Source organism: Heterorhizobium halophytocola (genome assembly GCF_017873095.1).
GTDB classification, from domain to species: domain Bacteria; phylum Pseudomonadota; class Alphaproteobacteria; order Rhizobiales; family Rhizobiaceae; genus Allorhizobium; species Allorhizobium halophytocola.
Genome location: NZ_JAGGJU010000004.1, coordinates 98,773 through 125,313, shown reverse-complemented (window position 1 = coordinate 125,313; position 26,541 = coordinate 98,773). Strand labels below are relative to the sequence as shown.

Sequence of the window (26,541 nt, the reverse complement as noted above, 5' to 3'; positions counted from 1 at the left end):
GTCTTCGTCGCATGGAACTTGTGGGCGCCACCGGTTTCGCGCGGCGCGCTGCGAAAGCGCGACTTTCAGCTGCAACCGCCACAGCATATGCAGGCCCGGTCGCCGCAGAACCGCTTCTGCGCGCCTGGCGCAAGGCGGCCGCCGCAAGATGGTGGAAAAAAGTCATTCCAGTGATTGCCGCAGAACGGAAGCTTTGCTAATCAGGCGTTCCGGGCGACGCAGTGTTCCACACGGCGATTTCAGCCCCCGGCATTGGGGTGTAGCCAAGCGGTAAGGCAGTGGTTTTTGGTACCGCCATCCCTGGTTCGAATCCAGGCACCCCAGCCACTTTGCAGGCTTCCACGGTTCTCGCTCCCGCCTGCGTGCCGGCGCCATCGTGAGGCGGCAGGGCTAACCCCCTGTTAACCATGCTTGTTCCCCCGCCATTAACCCTAACGCTTTTATAAATATGCCTGCGGCGTGTGAGGACGTCGCGGGGCGGATGCGGCATGTGATCAAGGCCGTTCGCTGCGTCTCGTCATCTGTATTGCGTCACTACGAGTATTTTGATGATCACATTGCTTACCAATACCAATACCAAAACCGCGCTTGAGGTCCTGCGCGCCAATGGCAGCCAGATCAATTCGGCCGAGCGGCGGGTGTCCACCGGCTATGCGGTGGCGACGGCGGCCGACGATGCGGCCTACTGGTCGATCGCCACCACCATGCGATCGGATTCCAAGACCCTTTCGGCGGTTGAGGATGCGCTCGGCATGGCCGCCGCCGTGGTCGACACCGCCGCCAACGGCTTTTCCAACGCGACGGAAGCCTTGAAGGATGTGAAGGCATTGCTGGTTCTGGCGCGAGAGCCCGGCGTCGACCGGGAAAAGATCGGCACCGATCTCGACGAGTTGAAGGCGCAGCTGAAGAGCGTTGCCCATGCCTCGTCGTTTTCCGGCGAGAACTGGCTGTGGCGCAGCGATGCATCGCAGGATGCCGACCGCAACCTCGTCGCCTCGTTCAACCGGTCGGCGGACGGCACCATCAAGCTGGTCGACATGACCTATGAGATCGCCGGCCAGGCCGGCACCTCGGACGTCAATTTCCTCGTGGACGACGCCTCCGGCGAAAGCGGCATCCTGACCGGCAGCGGTTTTGCAAGCGAGCTTGGTACGTCGAAGGACTGGGTGCTGTTCAACGGCGAGAATGGCCCCATCCACACCGAGATGGCGCTGTCCAAGACCACCAGCGATGCCGATATCGACGAGATGATCACCGTGGTCGATGCCATGGCGGAGCGGGCGATCGATGTCGGCAGCACGCTCGGCTCGCTGTCGTCACGCGTGGCCCTGCAGACCAGCTTTGCCGGCAATCTGACCGATTCCTTGAGCCGCGGGGTCGGCAAGATGGTCGATGCCGACATGGACCAGGAATCGTCGAGACTGCGCGCGCTGCAGGCGCAGCGCATGCTCGGCTCCCAGTCGCTGTCGATCATCAATGCCAGCGCCTCGGTCTTCCGCCAGCTGTTCAACTGATCTGGCACCGGCGTGCCGGGGAGGGCACAAATGCCACGCCCCGATGCGCCCAATCCTTCCTGCGCAATCCTGCGCGCTCAGCCCAGCAGTTCTTCGCAATAGGTCTTGCCGTTCTGGCCGGGCTTGTCGACCACGATGCGCACGCTGCGGATCGTGTAGTCCGGGCTGACGGAAAGCTGCACCGCGCAGTTCATGTATTCGACGCGGGCGGGGGTCAGGCGCTTGCCGCGCTTGCCATTCGGCAGCGTCTCGTAGGTGGCGGCGATGGTGCGCGTCTTGTGGCCGCCGCGCCAGGAATAGAGCGTGGTGCCGCCGGCCGGCGTATCGCTCGACGGCGCGCCGAATTCGGCGAAGAACGCACCGGCCGACTGGCCGTTCCAGCGGGCCTCGACGGCATTGCGCGTGCCGCTCGTGGTGGTGCATCCCGCGGCAGCAAGCATCAGGCCGGCACTGAGAAGTCGAAGAAAGCGCATGTTTTTCATTATCCCTGATCGCCCGCCTGCCATGATCGGCCTTGGAGCCCAATTGTCCGCATGACCCCGCGCCGTCCCGGGCGCGATGCCGTCCCGTCCGGCTTTATCGCGATTTCCTTCACGATGAAATCGGCAGCCCGTCCGTCGCGGTGAAATCTTCCACCTGATGCGGCGGCGCAACGCTTTGGCGGGCCACGGGGAACCGACTTTCTTGCACGGTCGAGGACCGCTTGCCGCTCGCTTGGGATGCGCATCTTCCGATTTTTCCAAAATCCCGCTTGTGCATCAAAAACGGCTGGTCTATAGAGGCGCCGCTGGTCACGGAGTGTAGCGCAGCCTGGTAGCGCACCACGTTCGGGACGTGGGGGTCGCAGGTTCAAATCCTGCCACTCCGACCAGCCAAAACCGTTCGGTTTTCCCCTCCCGAAAATTTGTCGATATCCTCTGCGATCTGGCTGATCGAACCGAAGTCGGGTCGATGGCTTTGCGGATTGCCGTCATCCGCTGCCGCCTTGCATCGCAAGCCGTCGCTGGAACAAATCTCAGCTCATGCGAATTGAATTTGACGAGAATTCGATTCTAGAAAAAGAGCGCGCCGATCCCGGCCGCCCGCAACGCGCGAGGACGATGTCATGGTATTCAAACCCGCAACCTTTCATGGCGAGCCACCCGAAGTCGAGATCGAGAATCCGCCCCAACCCAGCCTCGAGATCGTCGCGGCCGACCTGCTGGCGACCACCGACGGGGTGGATGCGACCGGCATCAGCGTGACGCAGCGCGATGGCGGCATCGTGCTGTCCGGCACGGTGGCCGAGCCGAGCGAAGTCGAACGCGCGCTGCAGATCGTGCGCTCCATTCCAGGCGTCGAAAGCGTCACCCTGGAACTGGAGGTGATCAATGCGGCCGAGCGTCATCTCGGATAATCATATTTCGCCGGTCGCCATCGGAACCAACGCCTCAGGTTGGAATTGTAGCAGCGGCAATTCTGCCACTTTAGGGAGAGAGTAGCATGGCTGACAAAACGCTGGACGATCTGTTTCACGACACTCTGCGAGACATCTATTACGCAGAGCGCAAGATCCTGAAAACCCTGCCCAAAATGGCACGCGGCGCCCAGTCTGAAGAGCTGAAGCAGGCCTTTCTCACGCATCGCGACGAGACCGAGGGCCAGATCGAGCGCCTGCAGCAGGTGTTCGAGATCATCGGCAAGCGGCCGCGGGCCAAGACTTGCGACGCCATCGAAGGGATCGTCTCCGAAGGCGAGGAGATCCTCGATGAGTTCAAGGGTACGGCGGCGCTCGATGCCGGCCTGCTGGCGGTCGCCCAGGCGGTCGAACACTACGAGATCAGCCGTTACGGCAGCCTGCGCAGCTGGGCCGAGGAACTCGGTATGAAGGATGCGGCAAAACTTCTTCAGGAAACCCTGGACGAGGAATCGAAGACCGACGAGCTGTTGACCAAGCTTGCCAAGACGACGATCAACCTGGCGGCACAGAAAAAGGCGGCGTGAGAGCTCCTCGGCTTGACGGAATGCAAGAACAAAGGCCGGCTTCCCTCGAAGCCGGCCTTTTCCATGGGCGTTTGTGTTGATTGTGGGGACAGGCCGATGATGTCGCGCCTTCGCTTGTTACATCAGCCGCGTCGATGCGACGAGATCGTCGACCACCTGGTCATAGCTCAGCGGCTTGGAGCGGATCACGCCGGGCGGTATGCCTTCGCGCTCGATCAGTCCGGGGGCCATGCCCGATACGATCCGGAACGGGATCTTGCCGTCATTCAGGCGGCGGATCACTTTCAGGATCGTGCCGTCCTGCACCTGATAGTCGAGGATGGCTGCGCGGAACCGCCGGCTTTCGAGAAGCGTCAGGGCTTCGCCACCGCGGCCCGTCATCACCACGTCGAAGCCGGCCGCCGTAACACTGCTGGCGGCATCGAGCGCCAAGAGGGCGTTGTCTTCCACGACGAGAATCGTCTCGCTCGGTAACTCTGAAATGCCTGCCATGTCGGTCTCCATTCGGCGTTGCACAAGGAAAACGCCATGGACGTGTATTTGTTCGAAACTGGCACAGAAAAGTGCTTCTTATGGTTGATGAAGGGTTAATCTCGACGCCGCTCATGGTGCGCTGCGGAACAAAGCCGATGCTCCCGCATTTAAGGCGAGCCTCAGGGGCATTCTCTCGCACAGGAACGTCATATATGGACACGTTGCGCAGCACGTATGAAGTCAAGCCCGGTGATCCAAGCCGGCGCGGGGCGGTTTTCGATGGCGAAGGCGTCAATTTCGCGCTGTTCTCGGCCCATGCCGAACGCGTCGAACTCGTGCTGTTCGATCCGGCCGGCAAGACCGAGACCGCTCGGATCACTCTGCCGGAATTCACCAACGAGGTCTGGCATGGCTACATCCCCGGGTTGAAGCCGGGTGCGCTCTATGGATACCGCGTTCACGGCCCCTATGACCCGTCAAACGGTCACCGTTTCAATCCCAACAAGCTGCTGATCGATCCGTACGCGCGCGAACTGGTGGGGGATGTGACGTGGGGGCAGGAAGTGTTCGGCTACGACCTCGAAAGCGAGGAAAAGGACCTTTCCTTCAACGACAGCGACAGTGCGCCCTTCATGCCGAAATGCCGGGTGACGGACCCGGGCGCGGTCGATTGGGCCAATGACCGGCGGCCACAGATCTCCTGGGCCGATACCATCGTCTACGAGACCCATGTGAAGGGTTTCACGCAGCTCAATCCGGCGATCCCGCAGGACCTGCGCGGCACCTTCGAGGGACTCGGCCACAAGGCGGCAGTGGATTACATCCGCAGCCTTGGCATCACCTCGGTCGAACTGATGCCGATCCATGCCTTTCCCGACGACAGCTATCTGCAGGAAAAGGGTCTGAAGAACTACTGGGGCTACAATACGCTTGGCTTCTTTGCGCCGGCCGCCCGCTATTTCGGGCCACGCGGCACTCAGGGGTTCCGCGACATGGTGCGGGCCCTGCACGATGCGAATATCGAGGTCATCCTCGACGTGGTCTACAACCACACGGCCGAAGGCAACGAGCTCGGCCCGACCCTGTCCTTCAAGGGCATCGACAATTTCTCCTACTACCGCACCCTTCCGGACAATCACCGTTACTATATCAACGACACAGGCACCGGGAACACGGTCAACACGTCGCAGCCGCGCGTGCTGCAGATGGTCATGGACAGCCTGCGCTACTGGACCGAGGAGATGCATGTCGACGGCTTCCGTTTCGACCTCGGCACCATTCTCGGCCGCGAGCCCGAAGGCTTCGACCAGCGCGGCGGCTTCTTCGATGCCGTGCAGCAGGACCCGGTCCTGTCCGGCGTCAAGCTGATCGGCGAACCCTGGGATATCGGGCCGGGCGGTTACCAGGTCGGCGGCTTTCCGCCGGGCTGGGCCGAATGGAACGACAAATATCGCGACAGCGTGCGCGAATACTGGCTGAACGGCGACAATTCCGCGCCCGACTTTGCCGCCCGCATTCTCGGCTCCGGCGACATCTACGACAAGCGCGGCCGACGCCCCTGGTCGAGCGTCAATTTCGTCTGCGCCCATGACGGCTTCACCCTGAACGATCTCGTCTCCTATGACGGTAAGCACAATGATGCCAATGGCGAGGATAACAATGACGGCCACAACAACAATCTGAGCCACAATTACGGCGCGGAAGGGCCGACGGAGGACGAGGGAATCAACGCCGTACGCGAGCGGCAGAAGCGCAATTTCCTGGCGTCCCTGTTCTTCTCGCATGGTACGCCGATGCTGCTGGCCGGCGACGAATTCGGCCGCTCGCAGATGGGCAATAACAACGGCTATTGCCAGGACAGCGACATCAGCTGGCTGCATTGGGAAGACCTGCCTGAGACCTGTGACAGCCTGCGCGACTTCACCCGCAAGCTGATCGCGCTGCGCAAGGCGCAGCCGCTGTTGCGGCGTGAGAACTGGCGCGACGGTACCGTCATCGAATGGCACAATGCGGAAGGTGGCGAGCAACTGCCCGAGCACTGGCTGGACGGCAACACGCTGACGCTTCGATTGCGCCGCGATGACCTCGAAGGCGAACCGGAAGTCTGGTCCGAACTCCTGCTGCTGTTTAACCCGGTGGATGAGGAGACGGAATTCGCCCTGCCGGAAGGGGATGGCCGCTGGCGTCTCGAACTCAGCACGGACGATCCGGATGTCGAGCCGTACGTGATTGAAAGTGGTGCAACATTTCGCATGCCCCCGCGAAGCCTAGGGTTATTTTCGATTGCCACGTGAGTTAGACTTGGGTCATAAGTGACGTATCGTCAGACAGGCCGCTTCACGTGCCTGCATGCCGGGGCCGATTGAACGATCACGCCCCGGCTGCCCATCGCACGGCCGGTCACGACCCAGGTCAGGAGTGGTAATTTCAGCATGCGGAAAAGACGGAACGGACACGCAGAGAGAGTTACTCTGAACGATGTTGCTCGGGCTGCTGGTGTTAGCGCTATCACGGTGTCCCGCACCCTGCGCAATCCCGATATCGTCTCTCCGGAGGTGCGCGAGAAGGTGCTGAAATGCGTCGACAGTCTGGGCTATGTGCCGGACCTTGCCGCCCGCTCGCTCGCCAGCCGCAATTCGAGCCTGATCACCGTCCTCGTCCCGTCGATGACGAGCTATCTGTTCGCCGAGGTGATGCATGGGATCGAGGCGCGGATCGAAGACAGCGATTTCAGCCTGCATTATGCCAATTCGCGGATGAGCCAGGAGGCGGAAGCCCGTCACCTGAAGCTGCTCGCCGGCCAGCGGCCGGTGGGCTTGATCATCGCCAATGTCGCGGGCGAAATGGACAACAGGGAGCTGATGCGGCGCCTGGGCTGCCCGGTCGTGCAGGTGCAGGACATCAGCCTCGACGTGTTCGACATGGCGATCGGCATCGATCACGCCAAGGCGGGCGCCACCGCGACACGGCATCTGCTGGATTGCGGCTACAGGCGCATCGGCGTGCTCGGGCGTTTCTACGGCACGCGCGGCGAACGGCGGCATTACGGCTACCGCAGCGAGCTGGAACGGGCAGGTTGTTATGATCCCGCGCTGATCGAGGATGCCTCGGGGGGCTTTACCGTGCAGTCCGGCGGCGAAATGCTGGCATCCTTGCTTAATCGTGTCGGCCCCGTCGACGCGGTGCTGTGCCAGAGCGACGAACTGGCGCTCGGGGCGGTGTTCGAAAGCCAGCGTCGCGGCCTGCGGGTCCCGGAGGAGATCGGCATTTGCGGTTTCAACGATCTGGAATTTTCCAGGGTCAGCGTGCCGCCGCTGACCACCATCCGCCTGCCGCGCTTCGACATCGGCTACAAGGCCGCCGACATGCTGCTGCGTGCTCATCAGGGCCGCTATGACGGCCCCATGACCACCGAGATGGAATACGAGCTGATGCCCCGGGGATCCACCGTGAAGGTCGCAGACCGGTAGGGCAGGGGGAAGGTCAGGCGAATGTCAGGCCGACAGGAAAAAACCGGTCGAGGCGCAGCCCCGACCGGCTTTTCGATTTTCCGACTGGACGCGCTTTGGGCTCAGTCGAGTCCGCCCAGCAGGTCCTGCGCCTTGGCGGCCGTGGTGCGGCGGATCTCGACCTCGTCGCGACGATTGGCCATCAGTTCGGTCGCCATCAGCTGGTCGGCAAGATCGGCCGGCAGCGAGACGAGGACGCGCGCTTCGCCGGCGTTCAGCCCGCCGATTTCCGTGCGCTTGGCCGTAATCATGCCGCCGGCCACCGTGTTGTTGGTGTCGGGGTCGATCAGGATGAAGGCGCCGGTGACGCGGTTCTGCTCGTAGGGATCGAAGATCGCGGTCTCGTCGAAGGCCAGATGCACCTTGCCGATCGCGTTCATCGCCAGGCTTTCGGCCGGGTTCCACTTGCCCGAATGGAGATCGAGCTGGGTGACCGGCTGCACCTGCACGCGCTGGCGACGGGCGCCGGACTTCAGCCAGTAGCGCTTGTTCGGCTGGATGCCGTCCTGCTGCAGGGCAACGAGCTGGGCGTCGAAGGCAAGACCGGTCTGCGGCTGCGCATCGACCGAAACGATCACGTCGCCGCGCGACACGTCGACCTGACGGTCAAGCACCAGGGTGATCGCATCACCCGAGACGGCGGCGTTGCGCACCAGGTCGAAGGTGACGATCTGCTTGACGTTGGCGATCTGACCGGATGGCAGGATGGCGACGCTGTCGCCCGGCTTGACCGAACCGCCCGAAACCGTGCCCTGGTATCCGCGGAAGCTTTCGCCCGGGCGCGACACGCGCTGCACCGGCAGGCGGAAGCCGGTCGTCTGGTTGGACCGCTGGGTGGCAAGCTCAAGCGCTTCGACCAGCGTCGGGCCGTCATACCAGCCCATCACGGCGGTGCCGCGATAGACGACGTTTTCGCCCTTCAGCGCCGACATCGGGATCGCGGTCACCTGGCGCACGCCGAGCGACAGGGCGAGCGCCTTGAAGTCGTGGGAGATCTGGTCGAACACCACCTTGTCATAGCCGACCAGGTCGAACTTGTTGACCGCCAGCACGAATTGCTTGATGCCCATCAGCGAGGCGATGGTTGCATGGCGGCGCGTCTGTTCCAAGAGCCCGGTGCGCGCATCGACCAGCAGCACCGCAAGATCGGCGGTCGAGGCGCCGGTTGCCATGTTGCGGGTATACTGCTCATGGCCGGGGGTGTCGGCGACGATGAAGGAGCGCTTTTCCGAGGCGAAATAGCGATAGGCGACATCGATGGTGATGCCCTGTTCGCGCTCGGCCTGCAGGCCGTCGAGCAAAAGGGCGAAGTCGGGCAGGCCGAGATCGTTCTGCTTGGACGAGTCGCGGTTGAGGGCGGCGGCCTGGTCTTCCTTGACCGCCTTGGTGTCCCAGAGCAGGCGGCCGATCAGGGTGGACTTGCCGTCGTCGACGGAGCCGCAGGTGATCAGCCGCAACGGGCGCGAATCCCGCACGATCGGCTGGACTTGGGTTTCGGGCACTTCGGCCCTGAGTGTGTTGGCGACGGTCATCTCAGAAATATCCTTCGCGTTTCTTCTTTTCCATCGATCCCGCTTGGTCGCGGTCGATGGCGCGGCCCTGGCGTTCGGAGACGGTGGCGATTTCAAGCTCGGCGATGACCTCGTCGAGGGTGGTGGCGGTGGATTTGATCGCCCCGGTCAGCGGCCAGCAGCCGAGCGTGCGGAAGCGGATCATGCCCTCCTGGATCTGCTCGTCGGGCAGGGGTTCGAAGCGCGGATCCTCGGCCCAGACCAGCATGCCGTCGCGATCGACGAATTTGCGGTTCTTGGCATAGTAGAGCGGCGGCAAAGGGATATCCTCGGCCTGGATGTAGCGCCAGATATCGACCTCGGTCCAGTTCGACAGGGGAAAGGCGCGCACGCTCTCACCCTTGCGGATCATCCCGTTATAGAGGTTCCACAGTTCCGGGCGCTGGTTGCGCGGGTCCCATTTGTGATCGGGCGTGCGGAACGAATAGATGCGTTCCTTGGCGCGGCTCGCCTCCTCGTCGCGGCGCGCGCCGCCGAAGGCCGCGTCATACTGGCCGGCATCGAGCGCCTGGCGCAGGGCCTCGGTCTTCATGATGTCGGTGTAGAGTGCCGAGCCGTGGGTAAACGGCGTGATGTTCTCCGCCTTGCCGCGCGGATTGGTGTGGACCACGAGGTCGAGATCGAAACGCCGCGCCATCTCGTCGCGAAAGGCGATCATCTCGGCAAACTTCCAGCCGGTGTCGATATGCAGCAGCGGGAAGGGGATGCGGCCGGGATAGAAGGCCTTGCGCGCCAGATGCAGCAGAACGGACGAATCCTTGCCGATCGAATAGAGCATCACCGGTGTCTCGAACTCGGCCGCCACTTCCCGGAAGATGTGGATCGCTTCGTTTTCGAGGGCCTTCAGATGGGGATCGAGCGGAGACTTGCTCTTGGCGTCGGTGGAATGCGGATCGAATTCCGACTGGTGACTGTGATACATGAGAAACTTCCGTACTGTGGGCGGTCCGGCGGTGCAGGGACTGACTGCCGCCTTAAAGCGAACTGGAATTGAGCGAGGGGATGGCCGCGTCCGGCACGTGCAGGCCGCATTCGCGCTTTTCGTCGTTTTCCCACCACCAGCGGCCGGCCCGTTCGGGCTCGCCCGGCTTGATGGCGCGGGTGCAGGGTTCGCAGCCGATCGACGGGTAGCCGCGCGCATGCAGCGGGTTGATCGGCACGCTCTCAGCCTCGACAAAGGCGTTGATGTCGTCGATCGACCAGTCGGCCAGCGGGTTGACCTTGATCAGGTTGCGCTCGGCGTCATACTCGGCGAACGGCGTATTGGCGCGGTTGCCCGACTGCGAGCGGCGCAAGCCCGTGACCCAGACGGAGGCACCTTCCAGCGCCTTGCCGAGGGGAACGATCTTGCGCACATGACAGCAGGCATGGCGGGCTTCGACGCTTTCGTAAAAGCCGTTGATCCCGTATTTCGCGGCGAAGTCCTCGACGTCGGCCGGATCGGGGCGGAACCGCCGGATCGCGAGGCCGAAACGCTCTTCCGTCTCGCCGATCAGGTCGACGGTCTCCTGGAAGAGACGGCCGGTCTCCAGCGTCGACACCTCGATGTCGAGCCGGTCGAGACCGATGGCGGCGGTGATCACCTGGTCCTCGATGCCGAGCGAAGTGGTGAACACGGCGCGGCCGGAAAGCCCGGCCACCAGCGCCAGACGTCCGGCAAGGTCGAGTTCGCCAAGCTGTGCGTCGAGGGCTGCTGCGGTGTCCTGGCGGGAATGAAACGTCATCGGCCATATCCTCCTTCATTCAGAGCGTGGCCGATTATTTCAGCGGTTGCGAAGAAGAGACAGGAAAACCCGTTTCGATTTCTCCCGTGGCGGAGCAAATATCTCTCTGCTGCTTTCGATCCTGCGGAAAAGGTGCTCCGCATTGCAGTAACCTATCTTCCGGTTGTGGTTTGAGTTTACCGGGAATTTCGCGTAAGCCCGATATTGGAACTGGCTTTCTCCCTTTCGCAGGCGCATGAAATCGCAATGATCTCCCAAAAGGCAAAATATGCATTTCGAGCCCTCTCGGTCCTGGCACGGGCAGAGCCGGACCAGCCGGTGCTGACGTCGGAGATCGCAAGGCAGCAGCGCATCCCGAAGAAGTTTCTCGAACAGATCCTGCTGGAGCTGAAGCGGCAGGGCTTCGTCGTCTCGCGCCGGGGCAAGGCCGGCGGCTACCAGCTCTTGAAATCGGCCTCCGACATCAGCTACGGCGAAGTGCTGCGTGTCATGGACGGGCCGATGGCGCCGCTGTCCTGTCTGTCCGAGACCGCGTATCGCCGCTGCGACGACTGCGACGGCGAACAGATGTGCGAGATCCGCCGCGTCTTCCACAAGGTCGCCCAGTCGACCCGCCAGGTGCTGCTCACCACCACCATCGCCGATGCGCTGTCCCAGGACGCGCCCGTCGAGGAAGACGCCTGAGGGCAGCCTCGGACGGTCCTTTGCGGCCGACGCGAACTTTTCTCCGTTTCCCGTTTTCCCGGTCGATCCATCGCTTCGGCTGTCCGGCTGCTGCCGGTTTTTTGCGTGCCGCGCGGCGCCGGCGGGAACCATTTTGCTATTTTCCGGCTTATCTTGACTAACTCGACCCAGTAGGTAGGGTTTAGTTGTCAACGGAAATAGAGGAGAAGTTGCATGAATGGGTTCTGCAAGTATCTGGGAAATTTCCTGATCGGCCTGTCGCTGACGACAGGGACCTTCACCCCCGCCTTCGCCGAGACGCGGCTGCTGAATGTGTCCTACGATCCGACACGCGAGTTCTACGAGGACTTCAACGCCGCCTTCGTCAAGTACTGGAAGGGCCAGGGCGGCGATGAGGTGACCATCCAGCAGTCGCATGGCGGCTCCGGCAAGCAGGCCCGCTCGGTGATCGACGGGCTCGACGCCGATGTCGTGACGCTGGCGCTGGAAAGCGATATCGACGCGATCGCCAAGGCGACCGGCAAGATCGCGCCCGACTGGCGCAAGCACCTGCCGAACAATTCCGCCCCTTATACCTCGACGATCGTCTTCCTGGTGCGCAAGGGCAATCCGAAGGGCATCCACGACTGGGGTGACCTGGTGAAGGGCGACGTGCAGATCGTCACCCCCAACCCGAAGACCTCGGGCGGTGCACGCTGGAACTATCTGGCCGCCTGGGCCTGGGCCAGCAAGCAGTATGGCGGCGACGAGGGCAAGATCCGGCAATATGTCGCCGATCTCTACAAGCGCGCGCCCGTGCTCGACACCGGTGCCCGTGGGGCGACGATCAGCTTTGCCCAGCGCGAGATCGGTGACGTGCTGCTCGCCTGGGAAAACGAGGCCTATCTCGCCAGCGAAGAATTCGGCGAGGACGCCTTCGACATCGTCGTGCCCTCGATGTCGATCCTGGCCGAACCGCCGGTGGCGGTCGTCGACGCCAATGTCGACGAGAAGGGGACGCGCAAGGTGGCCGAGGCCTATCTCGACTACCTCTACTCGCCGGAAGGGCAGACGCTGGCGGCTAAGCACTATTATCGCCCGTCGCGGCCGGATCTCGTTCAAGGCGACGTGCCGAAACTGCCCAAGCTCGATCTGGTCAGCATCGACGACCCGCTGTTCGGCGGCTGGGCCAAGGCGCAGCCGACCCACTTCGCCGACGGCGGCGTCTTCGACCAGATCTACAAGCCCGGCCTTTAGGGCCGCCCTTGACGCCATGCGGATCCGCCGGGACACCGGCGGCTCCGGCCTGCAACCAACCTGACAGGAAGGGCTGATTGCCTATGGTGAGCGGATTGCTGACGACCCCCTGGCGCAAGCCGGGGATCATTCCGGGCTTCGGCCTGGCCTTCGGTTACACTCTCTTTTATCTGACGGTGATCATCCTGATCCCGCTCGGCGCCCTCGTCTGGCGGACATCGAGCCTCGGGCTGTCCGAGTTTCTCGCCATCGCCTCCGATCCGCGCACGCAAAAGGCGCTGCAGATCAGCTTCGGCTCGGCGCTGATGGCCGCCGCGATCAACACCGTATTCGGCGTGCTGACCGCCTGGGTTCTGGTCCGTTACCGGTTTCCCGGACGGCGCCTGCTCGATGCGATCGTCGATCTGCCCTTTGCCCTGCCAACCGCCGTTGCCGGCATTGCGCTTGCCTCGCTCTATGCCTCGAAGGGCTGGATCGGCCAGATCTTCGCACCCCTCGGCATCAAGATCGCCTTCACGCCGCTCGGCATCGTCGTCGCCCTTGTTTTCGTCGGCCTGCCTTTCGTCGTGCGCACCGTGCAGCCGGTGATGGAGGAGCTCGACCGGGAGGTGGAGGAGGCGGCCGCCACGCTCGGCGCCAGCCGTTTCCAGAGCCTCGTCCATGTCGTTCTGCCGATGCTGCTGCCCTCCGTGCTGACCGGCTTCGCGCTCGCCTTTGCCCGCGCCGTCAGCGAATACGGTTCGGTGATCTTCATCGCCGGCAATATCCCGTTCAAGTCGGAGATCGCACCGCTGCTGATCGTCATCCGGCTGGAAGAATTCAACTATGCCGGTGCCACCGCGATCGCCAGCCTGATGCTGCTGATTGCCTTCGTCATGCTGCTGGTCATCAACCTGTTGCAGGTGTGGAGCCGAAGGAGATATGCCGATGTCCGCTGATATCGCCCTGCCGGCCGTCGTTCCGGTCCGCCCCCAGGCTCGCCCGCCGCTGCAGGAGGTGGCGCATGAACCGCGTCTGGTACGCCTGGTGCTGATCGTAATCGCCACGCTGTTTCTCGGTCTCGTGGTCGTGGTGCCGCTGGTCGCGGTCTTTGCCGAAGCCTTCCGCAAGGGGGTGGGCCCGTTCCTCGAGGCGTTGAGCGAACCGGATGCGCTGGCCGCGATCCGCCTGACGCTGACGATTGCCGCGATCTCCGTACCGCTCAATCTCGTCTTCGGCATTGCCGCTGCCTGGACGATCGCCAAGTTCGCGTTTCGCGGACGCACCTTCCTGATAACCCTGATCGACCTGCCGTTCTCGGTGTCGCCGGTGATCTCCGGTCTGGTCTGGGTGCTGCTGTTCGGGTCGCAAAGTCTTGTGGGCCCCTGGCTGAAGGGCCAGGGCATCGAGGTGATCTTCGCGCTGCCGGGCATCGTGCTCGCCACCGTCTTCGTCACATTTCCCTTCATCGCGCGCGAGCTGATACCGCTGATGGAGCAGCAGGGTACCGGCGACGAGGAGGCGGCGCTGTCGCTCGGTGCCACCGGCTGGCAGACCTTTCGCTACGTCACGCTGCCGAACATCAAGTGGGGCCTGCTCTACGGCGTGCTGCTGTGCAATGCCCGCGCCATGGGCGAATTCGGCGCCGTCTCGGTGGTCTCGGGTCATGTGCGCGGCCTCACCGAAACCATGCCGCTGCATATCGAGGCGCTTTACAACGAATACGACTTCGTCGGCGCCTTCGCCGTCTCGACCCTGCTGGCGGCCCTGGCCCTCGTCACGCTGGTGCTGAAAACCCTTCTCGAACTGCATTACGGCGATGAGCTCGCCGCCGCCCGCAAGCACTGACCCGCAAGCCTTGATGCAAGGAGCCGATACCATGGACGTCACGATCAAGCATATCTGCAAGGACTTCGGTGCCTTTCCCGCCCTCGACGATGTCTCGCTGAATGTCGGGACCGGCGAGCTGATCGCGCTGCTCGGCCCTTCCGGCTCGGGCAAGACGACGCTGCTCAGGCTGATTGCCGGACTGGAACAACCGACCTCCGGCCAGATCTTCTTCGGCAGCCAGGATGCCTCGTACAGAAGCGTGCAGGAGCGCCATGTCGGCTTCGTCTTCCAGCACTATGCGCTGTTTCGCAACATGCGGGTCGAGGACAATATCGCCTTCGGCCTGAAGATGCGGCCGAGCGAGACGCGGCCTTCGCCGGCGGAGATCCGTCGTCGCGTCGAGCATCTGATCGACATGGTGCAACTGACCGGCATGGAGCGTCGCTATCCGAGCCAGCTTTCGGGTGGCCAGCGCCAGCGGGTGGCGCTGGCGCGCGCACTGGCGATCGAACCGACCGTGCTGCTGCTCGACGAGCCCTTCGGCGCGCTCGACGCCAAGGTGCGCAAGGAGTTGCGCCGATGGTTGAAGGACGTGCACCAGCAGACCGGCCACACGACCTTCTTCGTCACCCACGACCAGGAAGAGGCGCTGGAACTGGCCGACCGCGTGGTGGTGATGAACAAGGGCAGGATCGAGCAGGTGGGCTCCGCCGACGAAGTCTATGACCGGCCGAACTCGCCCTTCGTGTTTTCCTTCATCGGCGAGTCCTCCAGCGTGCCGGTGACGGTGCGCGACAGCGACATCTATTACGACAACCGTCCGATTGCGCTTGCCGGGGCCGCGCCGCATGGTCAGGCAACGCTGTTCTTCCGCCCGCAGGACGTGGAAATGGCGGAGGGTTCCGAGAGGGCGATTACCGGCAAGGTGATTGCGGTGCGCCGGCTGGCCGGCACCCGCATCGCCGAGATCGACATATCCGGCAATCTCAGCCATTCCGTCGAGATCGAGGTGCCGCTGTCGGTCGAGGTGAGGCAGGGCGCGCCGCTCTCCTTCCGTCCGACGATCACCCAGCTGTTTCAGCAGGATATCCGATAGTTCTGGCACAGTGATTCCGCCCAGGGCAGCCGGGTTCCCATCACGGGGCCGGGGCTGCGGCATTCCGGTGACATCATTTTGGAAACCATATTGCAAAGTGCTTGCGAAGAGGCGTGCACAAGCTTCGCACATGCGTGATATCTAATACAATTACGTCGCGTTTGGAGTAGGGCAAGACAATTATGGCGGGATCGGCAGCTGTGCACGAATTTCAGGACATCAAGGGACCAACCTCGGCAGGCGGCGGCATACCGGCTGCCCGACTGGCTGTGATCGCCGGCATCGCGCTGGCGCTCATGGCGGCGGTCAGCGCACTTGCAGCCTTTTATCTCTGGCTGCTGGGCGCGCTGTTCTCGCCCGGAGACTGGGACGTGACCGCTTCCTGGATATTGGGGTTGCCGGGTAGCGATGGCGGCCTGCAGTCGATTTTCGCAGCGCTTGGCGGGCTCGCCTTCGGCCGCACCGGCTTCACGCCCTATCGCCGCCCCGACGAACCGTCTTACGACGACATGGCCCGCGCCGTGGAGATCCTCGGGCGCCAGCCGAATGCGGCGGCCGGTCTGGTGCGGCTCGGCGACAAGAAGCTGATGTTTTCCGATTGCGGCTCGGCCTTCATCATGTATGCGCGCCGCGGCCGCTCGATGGTGGCGCTGTTCGATCCGGTCGGCGCGCGCGAGGCGCTCTCAGCCCTGGTTGTCAAGTTCATGGGCGAGGCGCGAAGGCTCGGCTGTCGCCCGGTCTTTTATCAGGTGACGCCGGACTTCCTGCCGATCGCGGTCGAAACCGGTCTCAAGGCCTACAAGCTCGGGGAGCAGGCGGTGGTCGATCTGACCTCCTTCAGCCTTGCCGGCGGCGACTGGCTGAAGCTGCGCCGCTCGATCAACCGGGCGGAGCGCGACGGTCTGGTCTTCGACATGCTGGAGCCGCAGGCGGTGCCGGCCGTGCTCGATGAACTCTCCGAGGTGTCCGATGCCTGGCTTGCGGGCCATAACGCGGGCGAAAAGGGCTTTTCGCTCGGGACCTTCAAGAGGGACTATGTCGCCTCCGAGCCCGTCGCCATCGTCCGGCTGGAGGGCCGGATCGTCGCCTTTGCCAGCGTGCTGACAACCGCATCCGGCGGCGATGCCTTCATCGACCTGATGCGGCATCTGCCGGGCGTCCATCGCGGCATGATGGACCTGCTGTTCGTCAGGATCATGGAGCATTTGAAGGAGCGCGGCCTGCGCAGCCTCAATCTCGGCATGGCACCGCTTGCCGGTCTTTCCACCCATCGTCGTGCGCCGTTGTGGAACCACCTCGGCAACAAGGTCTTCGAGCGCGGCGAACGGTTCTACAATTTCCGCGGCGTGATGGCCTTCAAGTCGAAATTCGATCCGGAATGGCGGCCGCGCTATCTGGCGGTGCCGGGCGGCGGCCTGCCGCTGGTGTCGCTGCTGGACGTGACGCTTCTGATCGGGGGAGGCTTCAAGGGGCTGCTGCGGCGATGAAATTCCTGTCGCTTGCGGCCCTGGCGGCCGTCACCTTCGCGTCGGTGTCGCCCATGCCTGCGCCCAGGCTCTACGATACCGTCAGTCTGCCGACCGACCGGATCATTGCACCAGGCACCTCGGCGGCATCTTCCGTCATCATCCTGCTGTCGTCCGGCGCCGGCTGGACGGCGCGCGAGACGATGATTGCCGGGCGCTGGACGCGACAGGGCGCCATCGTCGTCGGTGTCGATCTGCCGAAATATTATGCGGCGATCGCGCGCGAGACCCGCGACTGTCATTATCTGGTGTCCGACATCGAGCGACTGGCACGCCAGATCCACCGTCGTTTCGGCCTTGCGGCCTATCATCCGCCGGTCGTCGCCGGCCTGGAGGAAGGCGGCACGCTGGCGCTGGCGATTGCCGCCCAGACACCCGTCTCGACGATTTCGGCCACGCTTGCCGCCGATCCCGGCGAGATCGTTCCGCTTGAAAAGCCGCTTTGCACGCCGGCCATGAAACAGAAGGTCGATGGCGGCCGGGTCTATGGCCTGACGAAAGGCGCGCTGCCCGATCCGGTGACCGTGATCCTGTCAAAGGCGGCAACGCCGGCCGCAGCGCGCCATGCAAAGCGTCTGAAGAAAAGCCACCCGGCCGTTGCGATCGCGCAGGCGAGCGACGGCGCCGATGCGGCCTTGGCCTATCACGGCGTCGCCCTGATGGCGCGGCAGGCGGCCCGGACGGCCCCGCTCGATTTGCCGCTGGTCGAACTGGTCGCCAGGCCCCGCTTCGACACCATGGCGATCGTCTATTCCGGCGATGGGGGCTGGCGCGACATCGACCGCAAGCTCGGCCTGTCCCTGCAACAGGGCGGTGTGCCGGTGATCGGCATCGACGCCCTGCGCTATTTCTGGAGCCAAAAGACCCCGGGCGAGACGGCCGCCGACCTGTCCGACATCATCGCCGTCTACCGCGCCCGCTTCGGCGTCTCGCGGGTGGCGCTCATTGGCTATTCCTTCGGCGCCGACATCCTGCCCGCCACCTATGGCCGGCTTTCGAACCAGGACAAGCAGGCGGTCACGCTGGTGTCGCTGCTGGCGCCGTCACGGCGGGCCGATTTCGAGATTTCGGTCGGCGGCTGGCTCGGATTTGCCGGGGACGGGCGTCATGGCGACCCGGTCGAGGATGCGCTGGCGATCCGCCCGGACAGACTGCAATGCGTCTATGGCGCGGCCGAACTCCAAAGCGGCTGCCTTGGCCTTGCATCGCTGGAGAGACATGGCATGGATCTGGTCGAACGCCCGGGCGGACATCATTTCGACGGCAATTACGCCCTGATTGCCGAGCGCATACTCGACCGCCTGCGCCCGCGATGAGGTGACCTTCAGGCCTTCGGGGCGACCGGCTCGCCGGTGTCTGCCGCGTCGGCTTCCGCCTTGGCCGCGGCCCGCTGGATGCGGATGCTCTCGGCCACCCAGATGCGCGACAGCCCGTGATAAAGCGGCTCGCGCGAGATCATTCGCGAGGTCAGATAGCCGAGCATGGCGGCGATCATCAGCGAGATCACGCCTTCATGGCTGTCGGTCATTTCCAGGATGATGACGAAGGCGGTCATCGGCGCCTGCACGACGCCGGCGAAATAGCCGGCCATGCCGAGCACGGCTGCCAGGCCGACCGAGACGCCCAGAACCTGCCCGACCGTGCTGCCGAAGCCGGCGCCGACCGAGAGCGACGGGGCGAAGATGCCGCCGGGAATGCCCGACACCATCGACAGGAAACAGCTGGCAAGCTTGCCGAGGAAATAGAACAGCGGCAGCGGTTCGCCCTCGATGGCGCTGCGGGCCTGTTCATAGCCGGTGCCGAAGGTGCTGCCGGAGGAGATGACGCCGATGATGGCGACCAGCAGTCCGCAGCCCGCCGCCATCGCGACATTGCGCATCATCGGCTGGGGGGCGGCCCAGCGTCGGATCCGCCTTGAAAGACGGAGGGCGCCGGCCGAAAAGATGGCGCCGAAAAAGCCGCCGCCGATGCCGCAGACGATCACGGCCGCCCATTCGCGGGCCGAATGCACCGCAATCGAGGCCGAGCCGAAATAGGTATAGCTGCCGACCGTGCCGAGGGCGGCGAGGCCTGAGAGGATGACGGCGGTGAGCACCAGGCCGTTCGCCCGCGCCTGGTAGGTGCGGCTCATCTCCTCGATGGCGAAGACGATCCCGGCCAGCGGCGTGTTGAAGGCGGCCGCGATGCCGGCGGCGGCCCCGGCCAGGATCAGGCCCTGCGCCTGCGCCATGCCGCCGATGCGGGCGGCGAGCAGCATGATCGAGGCGCCGACCTGCACGGTCGGTCCCTCGCGACCGATCGAGGCGCCGCAGAACAGGCCGACAATCGTCAGCGCGATCTTGCCGGCTGCGACCCTGAGCGACAGCAGCCGGTTGCGCTCGTCGTCGCGGCGCAGATGCCTGGCGGCGATCGCCTGGGGGATGCCGGACCCCTGGGAGGCCGGAAAGACGGTGAAGGCCAGCCAGCAACAGAGTGCGAAGCCGCAAGGCGTCAGGATCAGCGGCAGCAGGAAATTATACTCGCCCCCGCCAAGCATGGTGTGGAACAGGTCCTGGGCGATATCCGCCATTTTGGCAAAGCCGACCGAAATCAGGCCGATGGCCAGCGCGCCCGCCCAGAACACCACCCTTGGCCGCCAAAGCCGCCACGATCCCCACATCACGCGGGATCGCCTGAGCATCTTCAGCTTCTTGTAACTAGTGGCCATGTGCTTCGGCGTCTTCGCGCAAAATAACGGGGGGAATTATCCATGGAGACCGGATGGCGGCAGGGTCATCATGGAGCGAATGCGATTATGAACCCTTAACGCGGATCGGATTTTGTTGGCAAGGAAAGCAAATGAAATCCTTGGCTTTCGGGCATTTTTTGAAGCGGCTTCATGCAGGCGCGGTAAACAATCGCGCATGCTGGCGCAGGGACATGCGGCGGCAGGCTGTGTCGGGTTCGGGGCCGACATCATCATCCCGGGCGTTCGGGGAAGGATGACCCTAGGCATGTCGAACCGGATAGACTAATCTTGCATCGCAATTGCAACGCAGGAGACCTGTCATGAAGACTGCAAGCCTTCCCTCCCTGCGGGTCGATCCCGAGCTTCGCGCCGCGGCGGAAAGCGTGCTGGAAGACGGTGAGACCCTGTCGGCCTTCGTCGAGGCCTCGGTCAAGGCGCAGATCCATTTCCGCAAGACCCAGTCCGAGTTCATCGCGCGCGGAATTGCCGGCTTTGCCGAAGCGGAACGCACAGGTGTGTTCTACACATCGGAAGACGTGCTTTCACTTTTGAAAGGAAAGCTCGAGGCTGCGAAGGCTAGCCGGAAGAGATGAAATACACGCTGCGCTACACCCAGACGGCGCTGAACGATTTCGATCGTCTCTACGACTACCTGATCATGTACGATCTGGATCTCGCCGCCCGCGCCTATGAGGCAATAGCGCCCGCCATCAGTCAGCTTGAGCATTTCCCCTTCAGCCATCGCAAGGCGCCCGGCGATGACGCCCTGCTACGCGAACTGCTGGTGCCTTTCGGTTCGTCCGGCTTTGTCGTGCTCTATCGGATAGACGGAGCGGATGTGATCTCAGTCCTCGCTGTTCGCCACCAGCGCGAGGACGACTACCACTAGCCCCCGCGCCGGAACCCTTTGCCTTACCGGTCGCTGGTCTCCCAGCGCGGATTGATCCACGGCTCCTGGTTGGAGCGGGGCAGCGGCTGGCGGCCGAGAATGTGGTCGGCGGCCTTTTCGCCGGTCATGATCGAGGGGCCGTTGAGATTGCCGTAGGGAATGTCGGGGAAGATCGAGGAGTCCGCGACACGCAGGCCTTCGACGCCGATCACCCGGCAGTCCGGATCGACCACCGCCAACGGATCGGTTGCAGCCCCCATCCTGCAGGTGCCGGAGGGATGATAGGCGCTTTCCAGGTGTTCCCGCAGGAAGGCGTCGATCTCGTCGTCTGTCTGCACATGCTCGCCCGGCTGGATCTCCGGTCCACGGAAACCGTCGAACGCCTTCTGGCCGAACAGCTCGCGGGTCAGCCGCACGCAATGGCGGAATTTCACCCAGTCTTCCTCGTGGCTCATATAGTTGAACCGGATCAGCGGATCGGCCATCGGGTCGCTGGACTTCAGCGTCACATTGCCGCGCGACTTGGAATGATTGTAGCCGACATGCACCTGGAAGCCGTGGCTCTTGGCGGCTGCCTTGCCGTCATAGGAGATCGCGACGGGCAGGAAGTGGAACTGGATGTCGGGCTGCTTGATGCCGGGTGCCGAGCGCACGAAGGCGCATGATTCGAACTGGTTGGAGCTGCCAAGCCCGGTGCCGGAAAACAGCCATTGCGCCCCCGCCACACCCTGCCAGAACCAGGGCAGCCAGGAATAGAGCGAAACCGGCTTGGTCGAGACCTGCTGGAAGTAGAATTCCAGGTGGTCCATCAGGTTGGCGCCGACGCCGGGGCGGTCGACCTTGACCTCGATGCCCATCTCCTGCAGATGCGCCGCCGGTCCGATGCCGGACAGCATCAGGAGCTTCGGCGAGTTGAAGGCGGAGGCCGCGACGATCACCTCGCGGTTTGCCTTCACGATCTCGATCTTGCCGTTGCGCTCGATCTCGACGCCGGTGGCGCGACCGTTCTCGATCACCACCTTGCGGGCAAAGCAGCGCACGAGTTCGACATTGTCGCGCTTCAGGGCCGGCTTCAGATAGGCATTGGCGGCAGACCAGCGGCGCGATTTCCAGATGGTCTGCTCCATCAGGCCGAAGCCTTCCTGTTTTTCGCCGTTATAGTCGGCGGTCTTTTCGAAACCCGCCTGCGCGCCCGCCTCGACAAAGGCCTGCACGAGCGGGTTCTTTGCCGGGCCGCGCTGGACATGCAGCGGCCCGTCGGTGCCGCGCCAGCCCTCCTGTCCGCCATGCGAGGTTTCCATCCGCTTGAAATAGGGCAGCACGTCGGCATAGTTCCAGCCGCTCGCACCTGCATCCTCCCAGCGCTGATAGTCCTGCGCCGACCCGCGCACATAGACCATGCCGTTGATCGACGACGACCCGCCGATCACTTTCCCGCGCGGCGCGGTGATCCGGCGGTTGTTGAGGTTCGGCTCGGGTTCGGTCAGATAGCCCCAGTTGTAGCGCTTCATGCTCATCGGCCAGGCAAGCGCCGCCGGCATCTGGATGAAGGGCCCGAAATCCGACCCGCCATATTCGAGCACCATGACGGTGTGCTTGCCGTCTTCGGACAGACGGTAAGCCATTGCCGAGCCCGCGGAGCCGGAACCGATGATGATGTAATCTGCCTGGTTCATGTCGATGTTCCCGTTGTCGTGGCAGGCCTTTTGCCGGTGATGATCTCCCCACCTTGAGGGGGAGATGCCCGGCAGGGCAGAGGGGGGTAACGCAGAGCGGGGTGGCCAACGTTCACCCCCTCTGTCGGCTGCGCCGAGATCTCCCCCTCGAGGGGGAGATTGGCCGCATCATCTCAATACGGTGCCTCGCACGGCCCCATCGACACATAGATCGTCTTCAACTCCGTGTAGTGCTCGATCGCCGCCAGCGAATTCTCGCGGCCGAAACCGGACTGCTTGGAGCCGCCGAAGGGGACCTCGACCGGGCACAGATTGTAGGTGTTGATCCATACCATGCCCGCCTCCAGACGGCCGACCACGCGGTGGGCGCGGGTCATGTCGGCGGTGAAGACACCGCCGGCGAGGCCGAATTCGGTCGCATTGGCGCGGTCGATCGCCTCTTCCTCGGTGTCAAAGTCGAGCACGCACATCACCGGCCCGAAGATCTCTTCTTTGACGATCGTCATGTCGTCCTTGAGGTCGGCAAAGACGGTCGGCTGGACGTAATAGCCCTCGGCCGACACGGCGTTCGGGATGCCGCCGCCGGTCACCAGCCTGCCGCCTTCGGCCTTGCCCTTCTCCATATAGCCGAGCACCTTCTCGCGCTGCGCCCGCGAGACGAGCGGGCCCATCTGGGTCTCTTCCTTCTGTGGATCGCCGATGATGATCGTCTCGGACCGCTCCTTCAGCCGGGCGAGGAATTTCTCCTTGATGCCCTTCTGCACGAAGACGCGCGTGCCGTTCGAGCAGATCTGGCCGGTGGAATAGAAGTTGCCGAGCATGGCACCCGAGATCGCGCTTTCGATATCGGCGTCGTCGAAGACGATCATCGCCGACTTGCCGCCGAGTTCCATGGTGACATGCTTCAGCTGGCTTGCGGCGGCGCCCGCGACCTTGCGGCCGGTCGGCACCGAGCCCGTCAGCGAGACCTTGGCGACATCCCTGTGGCCGACGAGCAGGGGACCGGTCTCGCGGTCGCCCTGGATGACGTTGAACACGCCCTTGGGCAGGCCGGCCTCGATCAGGATCTCGGCGATCTTCAGCGCGCCGAGCGGGGTGACTTCCGACGGCTTGAACACCATGGCATTGCCGGCCACCAGGGCAGGCGCCGCCTTCCAGCAGCAGATCTGCTGCGGATAGTTCCAGGCACCGATACCGACGACGACTCCGAGCGGCACGCGCGTCGTATAGGCCCAGTCACCGCCAAGCGGGATATGGCTGCCGTTCATTGCGGCCGGTGCCACGCCGCCAAAGAATTCCAGCGCGTCCGCGCCCGAGGTCGGGTCGGCGACGATGGTTTCCTGGATCGGCTTGCCGGTGTCGAGCGTCTCGAGTTCCGAGAGTTCGCGGTTGCGCTCGCGCATGATCTCGGAGGCGCGGCGCAGGATGCGGCCGCGCGCCGTCGGGCTCATGGCTGCCCATTCGCTCTGCGCGCGCTTGGCCGAGGCAACGGCCTTGTCGACGATCGCAGGCGTTGCGGCATGCAGCGTCGCGACGACCTCGCCGGTCGCCGGATAGATGCTTTCGATGACGGTGCCGTTCGTGTCCTCGACATATTCGCCGTCGATGAAGTGGGAGGCGGGCGGTTGGGTCTTCATGTTCATTCTCCTCGCGGGTAGCGCTTGGATTCTTCCAGGATGTTCAGGTCCATGTGGTTGCGCATGTAGCGCTCGGATGCCTTTTGCAGCGGCTGGTGGTCCCAGGGATAATAGCTGCCGTTGCGAAGCGCTTCATAGACCACCCAGCGGCGTGCCTGGCTTTCGCGCACGCTGGCGTCGAATTCCGCCATGTTCCAGCGCGCCTGGCGCTTGGCGATGAAGCCCTCGAGCACAGCGATATGGGCGGGATCGCCGGCAAGATTGGTCAATTCGAGCGGGTCTGCCTCCAGATCGAACAGCTGGTCCGGATCGAGTTCGCAGTGGGTGTATTTCCACTTGCCCTCGCGAATCGCCACCATCGGCGCATAGGATCCTTCGGCCGCATATTCCATCAGCACCGGGGCCGTGCGTTCCGCGCCGTTCATCATCCCCTTCAGGCTCATGCCGTCGGTCCAGGGCATGATCTCGTCCATCGAGATGCCGGCCAGGTCGCAGAGCGTCGGTGTGACGTCGAGATTGGAGGTCGGGGTCTCGTAGAGCCCGCCATCGATCCCGGGACCGGCGATCATCAGCGGCACCCGCGACGATCCCTCGAAGAAGTTCATCTTGAACCACAATCCGCGCTCGCCCAGCATGTCGCCATGGTCGGAGCAGAAGAAGATATAGGTATTGTCGAGCATGCGGGTGCGCGTCAGTGTATCGACCAGCTCGCCGACCTTTTCGTCGAGATAGGAAATGTTGGCGAAATAGGCGCGCCGCGAACGGCGAATATTGTCTTCCGTCAGGGGGAAGTTGTCGTAGTCGCAGGAATGGATGATGCGCTTGGAATGCGGATCCTGCTCGTCGAACGGGATCTCGCCGACTTCCGGCAGCAGGTGCTCGCAGTCCTCGTAGAGATCCCAGAATTTCTTGCGCGCGACATAGGGGTCGTGCGGATGGGTGAAGGACACCGTCAGGCACCAGGGGCGGCGGCCCTGGTCGTCGTTCTCGCGGGAGAGGTGGTAGAGTTTCTGGTTGGCGAGGAAGGCGACTTCGTCGTCATATTCCATCTGGTTGGTGATTTCGGCGACGCCGGCACCCGTCACCGAGCCGAGATTGTGATACCACCAGTCGATCCGCTCGCCCGGCTTGCGATAGTCCGGCGTCCAGCCGAAATCGGCCGGATAGATGTCGGTCGTCAGCCGTTCCTCGAAACCGTGCAGCTGGTCGGGACCGACGAAATGCATCTTGCCCGACAGCGCGGTGTAGTAGCCGGCGCGGCGCAGATGGTGCGCGAAGGTCGGGATCGACGAGATGTATTCGGCGGCATTGTCATAGACCCGCGTGCGGCTCGGCAACTGGCCGGCCATGAACGAGGCGCGGGCCGGTGCGCAGAGCGCCGACGAGGTATAGTTGTTCTTGAACCGCGCCGAGCGCGCCGCCAGCGCCTTCATGTGCGGCGCATGCAGCCAGTCCGCCGGACCGTCGGGGAAAAGCTTCCCGTTCAGCTGGTCGACCATGATGATCAGGATATTCGGCTTGTTGGCAGTCACGGTATCAGGCTCCCGAAGTGCGGTCATGTGGTGAAAAGTCTCCCTCTGCCTTCAGGCATCTCCCCCATAAGGGGTGAGAAGGCTCGCGAAAGCCGCTCGATTTCCACGGCAAAGGTTGTGGCTGGGTGAAGCCCTCCCCCTTGTGGGGGAGGGTTGGGGAGGGGCATTGCCGCACAGGCGATGGTTCCACCCTCGTGGCGACGTCGACCGGCAGGCCGCAGGAGCCCCATGTTGGCCTGTGCGCTCATGCGCCGAATTCCTTCAGCTGCGCATCGAGATGGTTCTCCACGAGGGCGACGGAGGCCTTGGAACTGATCGGGGCGGATTGCAGGCTCTGGCGGATATAGAGGCCGTCGATCATCGCGGCGGTGCCTTCGGCGATCCGCGCCGCGTCGTCGATCGGGCAGAGGGTTTTCAGCGCCGACAGAAGGTTCGAGCGCAGGCGCCTGGCATAGACCACCAGCAGCCGGCGGGTTTCTTCCGAGCGCTGGGCCTCGCCGTAAAAGGCAAGCCAGGCCGCCACCGTTTCGGGCGCGAACTGGGCGGTGTCGAAGCTGACGGCGATGACCGCCGACAGCCGTGCCCTCTGGGTCGGCGCCGATCCCAGCGCCTCGATCGCATCGCGCCTGAGGGAGCGCAGCAGCTCGCGGATGGTTTCCACAAGCAACTGTTCCTTCGAGCCGAAATAGTGATGCGCGAGCGCCGGCGAGACGCCGGCTTGCCGGGCGATCTCCGACATGGTGACGGCAAGCGAGCCATGCTGGCCGATGGCGCGCAGCGCAGCGTCGGTCAGGGCCTTTCGGCGCACAGGCTCCATTCCGACCTTCGGCATCGGGCTCCTTCTTGGCGTTCGCGTTTTATTGATTGATCAGTCAATTAAAAACACGAAAGCGCATCCGGATGCAAGCCCCGTTCCGAAACACGCCGGTCTGCAAGCGGCGGGGAGGGGCGTG

24 protein-coding genes and 2 tRNA genes are annotated in these 26,541 nt (G+C 63.7%); 16 read left to right on the top strand and 10 right to left on the bottom strand.

Annotation, left to right across the window (positions count from 1 at the left end; genetic code table 11):
• Nucleotides 1–253 precede the first annotated feature (253 nt).
• Both J2Z17_RS08435 and J2Z17_RS08430 read left to right on the top strand, forming a co-directional pair.
• Nucleotides 254–327: transfer RNA gene (locus J2Z17_RS08435), tRNA-Gln, on the top strand.
• Between the two features lie 221 nt (nucleotides 328–548).
• Nucleotides 549–1,514: a flagellin N-terminal helical domain-containing protein gene (locus tag J2Z17_RS08430; protein WP_209943887.1), complete on the top strand. Its 966-nt coding sequence runs from the start codon at nucleotides 549–551 to the stop codon at nucleotides 1,512–1,514.
• Nucleotides 1,515–1,591: 77 nt separating this feature from the next.
• Here J2Z17_RS08430 and J2Z17_RS08425 read toward each other — a convergent pair whose 3' ends face one another.
• Nucleotides 1,592–1,987: a hypothetical protein gene (locus J2Z17_RS08425; RefSeq protein ID WP_209943886.1), complete on the bottom strand. Its 396-nt coding sequence runs from the start codon at nucleotides 1,985–1,987 to the stop codon at nucleotides 1,592–1,594.
• 321 nt (nucleotides 1,988–2,308) lie between these two features.
• Between J2Z17_RS08425 and J2Z17_RS08420 the strand changes: the two genes are divergently transcribed.
• From J2Z17_RS08420 to J2Z17_RS08410, 3 genes are all read left to right on the top strand, one after another.
• Nucleotides 2,309–2,385 (top strand) — tRNA-Pro (locus J2Z17_RS08420).
• A gap of 234 nt (nucleotides 2,386–2,619) precedes the next feature.
• On the top strand, nucleotides 2,620–2,910 hold the full coding sequence (locus J2Z17_RS08415; protein ID WP_209943885.1) for a BON domain-containing protein: 291 nt from the start codon (nucleotides 2,620–2,622) through the stop codon (nucleotides 2,908–2,910).
• A gap of 86 nt (nucleotides 2,911–2,996) precedes the next feature.
• On the top strand, nucleotides 2,997–3,497 hold the full coding sequence (locus J2Z17_RS08410; RefSeq protein WP_209943884.1) for a YciE/YciF ferroxidase family protein: 501 nt from the start codon (nucleotides 2,997–2,999) through the stop codon (nucleotides 3,495–3,497).
• Between the two features lie 117 nt (nucleotides 3,498–3,614).
• On the opposite strand, the gene J2Z17_RS08405 is transcribed toward J2Z17_RS08410, so the two are convergent.
• Nucleotides 3,615–3,989: a response regulator gene (locus J2Z17_RS08405; RefSeq protein ID WP_209943883.1), complete on the bottom strand. Its 375-nt coding sequence runs from the start codon at nucleotides 3,987–3,989 to the stop codon at nucleotides 3,615–3,617.
• Nucleotides 3,990–4,183: 194 nt separating this feature from the next.
• Here J2Z17_RS08405 and glgX point away from each other — a divergent pair, with 194 nt between their 5' ends.
• Nucleotides 4,184–6,265: a glycogen debranching protein GlgX gene (gene glgX / locus J2Z17_RS08400; RefSeq protein ID WP_209943882.1), complete on the top strand. Its 2,082-nt coding sequence runs from the start codon at nucleotides 4,184–4,186 to the stop codon at nucleotides 6,263–6,265.
• 138 nt (nucleotides 6,266–6,403) lie between these two features.
• Nucleotides 6,404–7,441: a LacI family DNA-binding transcriptional regulator gene (locus J2Z17_RS08395; RefSeq protein WP_209943881.1), complete on the top strand. Its 1,038-nt coding sequence runs from the start codon at nucleotides 6,404–6,406 to the stop codon at nucleotides 7,439–7,441.
• Between the two features lie 101 nt (nucleotides 7,442–7,542).
• Here J2Z17_RS08395 and cysN read toward each other — a convergent pair whose 3' ends face one another.
• From cysN to J2Z17_RS08380, 3 genes are read right to left on the bottom strand one after another with little or no spacing between them, the layout of a single operon-like run.
• Nucleotides 7,543–9,012 carry a sulfate adenylyltransferase subunit CysN gene (cysN, locus tag J2Z17_RS08390; RefSeq protein WP_209943880.1) on the bottom strand — a complete coding sequence of 490 codons (1,470 nt, stop codon included), beginning with the start codon at nucleotides 9,010–9,012 and terminating at the stop codon, nucleotides 7,543–7,545.
• 1 nt (nucleotide 9,013) lies between these two features.
• The gene (gene cysD / locus J2Z17_RS08385; RefSeq protein WP_209943879.1) at nucleotides 9,014–9,973 is read right to left on the bottom strand and encodes a sulfate adenylyltransferase subunit CysD; all 960 of its coding nucleotides are present in this window, start codon (nucleotides 9,971–9,973) and stop codon (nucleotides 9,014–9,016) included.
• A gap of 52 nt (nucleotides 9,974–10,025) precedes the next feature.
• Nucleotides 10,026–10,775 (bottom strand): phosphoadenylyl-sulfate reductase, encoded by a 750-nt coding sequence (locus J2Z17_RS08380; RefSeq protein WP_209943878.1) that lies wholly within the window; start codon nucleotides 10,773–10,775, stop codon nucleotides 10,026–10,028.
• A gap of 246 nt (nucleotides 10,776–11,021) precedes the next feature.
• Between J2Z17_RS08380 and J2Z17_RS08375 the strand changes: the two genes are divergently transcribed.
• The 7 genes from J2Z17_RS08375 to J2Z17_RS08345 all read left to right on the top strand — a co-directional run bounded on the left by J2Z17_RS08375 (nucleotide 11,022) and on the right by J2Z17_RS08345 (nucleotide 18,442).
• Nucleotides 11,022–11,459 (top strand): RrF2 family transcriptional regulator, encoded by a 438-nt coding sequence (locus J2Z17_RS08375; RefSeq protein WP_209943877.1) that lies wholly within the window; start codon nucleotides 11,022–11,024, stop codon nucleotides 11,457–11,459.
• A 213-nt stretch (nucleotides 11,460–11,672) separates the two neighbouring features.
• On the top strand, nucleotides 11,673–12,695 hold the full coding sequence (locus tag J2Z17_RS08370; protein ID WP_209943876.1) for a sulfate ABC transporter substrate-binding protein: 1,023 nt from the start codon (nucleotides 11,673–11,675) through the stop codon (nucleotides 12,693–12,695).
• Between the two features lie 83 nt (nucleotides 12,696–12,778).
• On the top strand, nucleotides 12,779–13,633 hold the full coding sequence (gene cysT, locus J2Z17_RS08365; RefSeq protein ID WP_209944317.1) for a sulfate ABC transporter permease subunit CysT: 855 nt from the start codon (nucleotides 12,779–12,781) through the stop codon (nucleotides 13,631–13,633).
• Nucleotides 13,623–14,522, top strand: coding sequence for a sulfate ABC transporter permease subunit CysW (gene cysW / locus J2Z17_RS08360; RefSeq protein ID WP_209943875.1), 900 nt, complete (start codon nucleotides 13,623–13,625; stop codon nucleotides 14,520–14,522). Before cysT ends, cysW begins: the two co-directional genes overlap by 11 nt.
• 31 nt (nucleotides 14,523–14,553) lie before the next feature.
• Nucleotides 14,554–15,600 carry a sulfate/molybdate ABC transporter ATP-binding protein gene (locus J2Z17_RS08355; protein WP_209943874.1) on the top strand — a complete coding sequence of 349 codons (1,047 nt, stop codon included), beginning with the start codon at nucleotides 14,554–14,556 and terminating at the stop codon, nucleotides 15,598–15,600.
• Nucleotides 15,601–15,800: 200 nt separating this feature from the next.
• The gene (locus J2Z17_RS08350; protein ID WP_342454387.1) at nucleotides 15,801–17,087 is read left to right on the top strand and encodes a phosphatidylglycerol lysyltransferase domain-containing protein; all 1,287 of its coding nucleotides are present in this window, start codon (nucleotides 15,801–15,803) and stop codon (nucleotides 17,085–17,087) included.
• Nucleotides 17,084–18,442, top strand: a complete 1,359-nt coding sequence (locus J2Z17_RS08345) for a virulence factor family protein (RefSeq protein WP_209943872.1) — start codon at nucleotides 17,084–17,086, stop codon at nucleotides 18,440–18,442. Before J2Z17_RS08350 ends, J2Z17_RS08345 begins: the two co-directional genes overlap by 4 nt.
• An 8-nt stretch (nucleotides 18,443–18,450) precedes the next feature.
• On the opposite strand, the gene J2Z17_RS08340 is transcribed toward J2Z17_RS08345, so the two are convergent.
• Nucleotides 18,451–19,833 (bottom strand): chloride channel protein, encoded by a 1,383-nt coding sequence (locus J2Z17_RS08340; protein WP_209943871.1) that lies wholly within the window; start codon nucleotides 19,831–19,833, stop codon nucleotides 18,451–18,453.
• 341 nt (nucleotides 19,834–20,174) lie between these two features.
• On the opposite strand from J2Z17_RS08340, the gene J2Z17_RS08335 reads away from it, so the two are divergent.
• Together J2Z17_RS08335 and J2Z17_RS08330 are read left to right on the top strand one after the other, a co-directional pair.
• Nucleotides 20,175–20,447, top strand: a complete 273-nt coding sequence (locus J2Z17_RS08335; protein ID WP_209943870.1) for a YlcI/YnfO family protein — start codon at nucleotides 20,175–20,177, stop codon at nucleotides 20,445–20,447.
• Nucleotides 20,444–20,743, top strand: coding sequence for a type II toxin-antitoxin system RelE/ParE family toxin (locus tag J2Z17_RS08330; RefSeq protein WP_209943869.1), 300 nt, complete (start codon nucleotides 20,444–20,446; stop codon nucleotides 20,741–20,743). The genes J2Z17_RS08335 and J2Z17_RS08330 overlap by 4 nt, the downstream gene beginning before the upstream one ends.
• A gap of 23 nt (nucleotides 20,744–20,766) precedes the next feature.
• On the opposite strand, the gene betA is transcribed toward J2Z17_RS08330, so the two are convergent.
• From betA to betI, 4 genes are all read right to left on the bottom strand, one after another.
• Nucleotides 20,767–22,419: a choline dehydrogenase gene (betA, locus tag J2Z17_RS08325; protein WP_209943868.1), complete on the bottom strand. Its 1,653-nt coding sequence runs from the start codon at nucleotides 22,417–22,419 to the stop codon at nucleotides 20,767–20,769.
• A 173-nt stretch (nucleotides 22,420–22,592) separates the two neighbouring features.
• Nucleotides 22,593–24,056: a betaine-aldehyde dehydrogenase gene (gene betB / locus J2Z17_RS08320; protein ID WP_209943867.1), complete on the bottom strand. Its 1,464-nt coding sequence runs from the start codon at nucleotides 24,054–24,056 to the stop codon at nucleotides 22,593–22,595.
• 2 nt (nucleotides 24,057–24,058) lie between these two features.
• Nucleotides 24,059–25,588: a choline-sulfatase gene (gene betC, locus J2Z17_RS08315; protein ID WP_209944315.1), complete on the bottom strand. Its 1,530-nt coding sequence runs from the start codon at nucleotides 25,586–25,588 to the stop codon at nucleotides 24,059–24,061.
• Nucleotides 25,589–25,832: 244 nt separating this feature from the next.
• The gene (gene betI / locus J2Z17_RS08310) at nucleotides 25,833–26,420 is read right to left on the bottom strand and encodes a transcriptional regulator BetI (protein ID WP_209943866.1); all 588 of its coding nucleotides are present in this window, start codon (nucleotides 26,418–26,420) and stop codon (nucleotides 25,833–25,835) included.
• Between the last annotated feature and the right edge of the window lie 121 nt (nucleotides 26,421–26,541).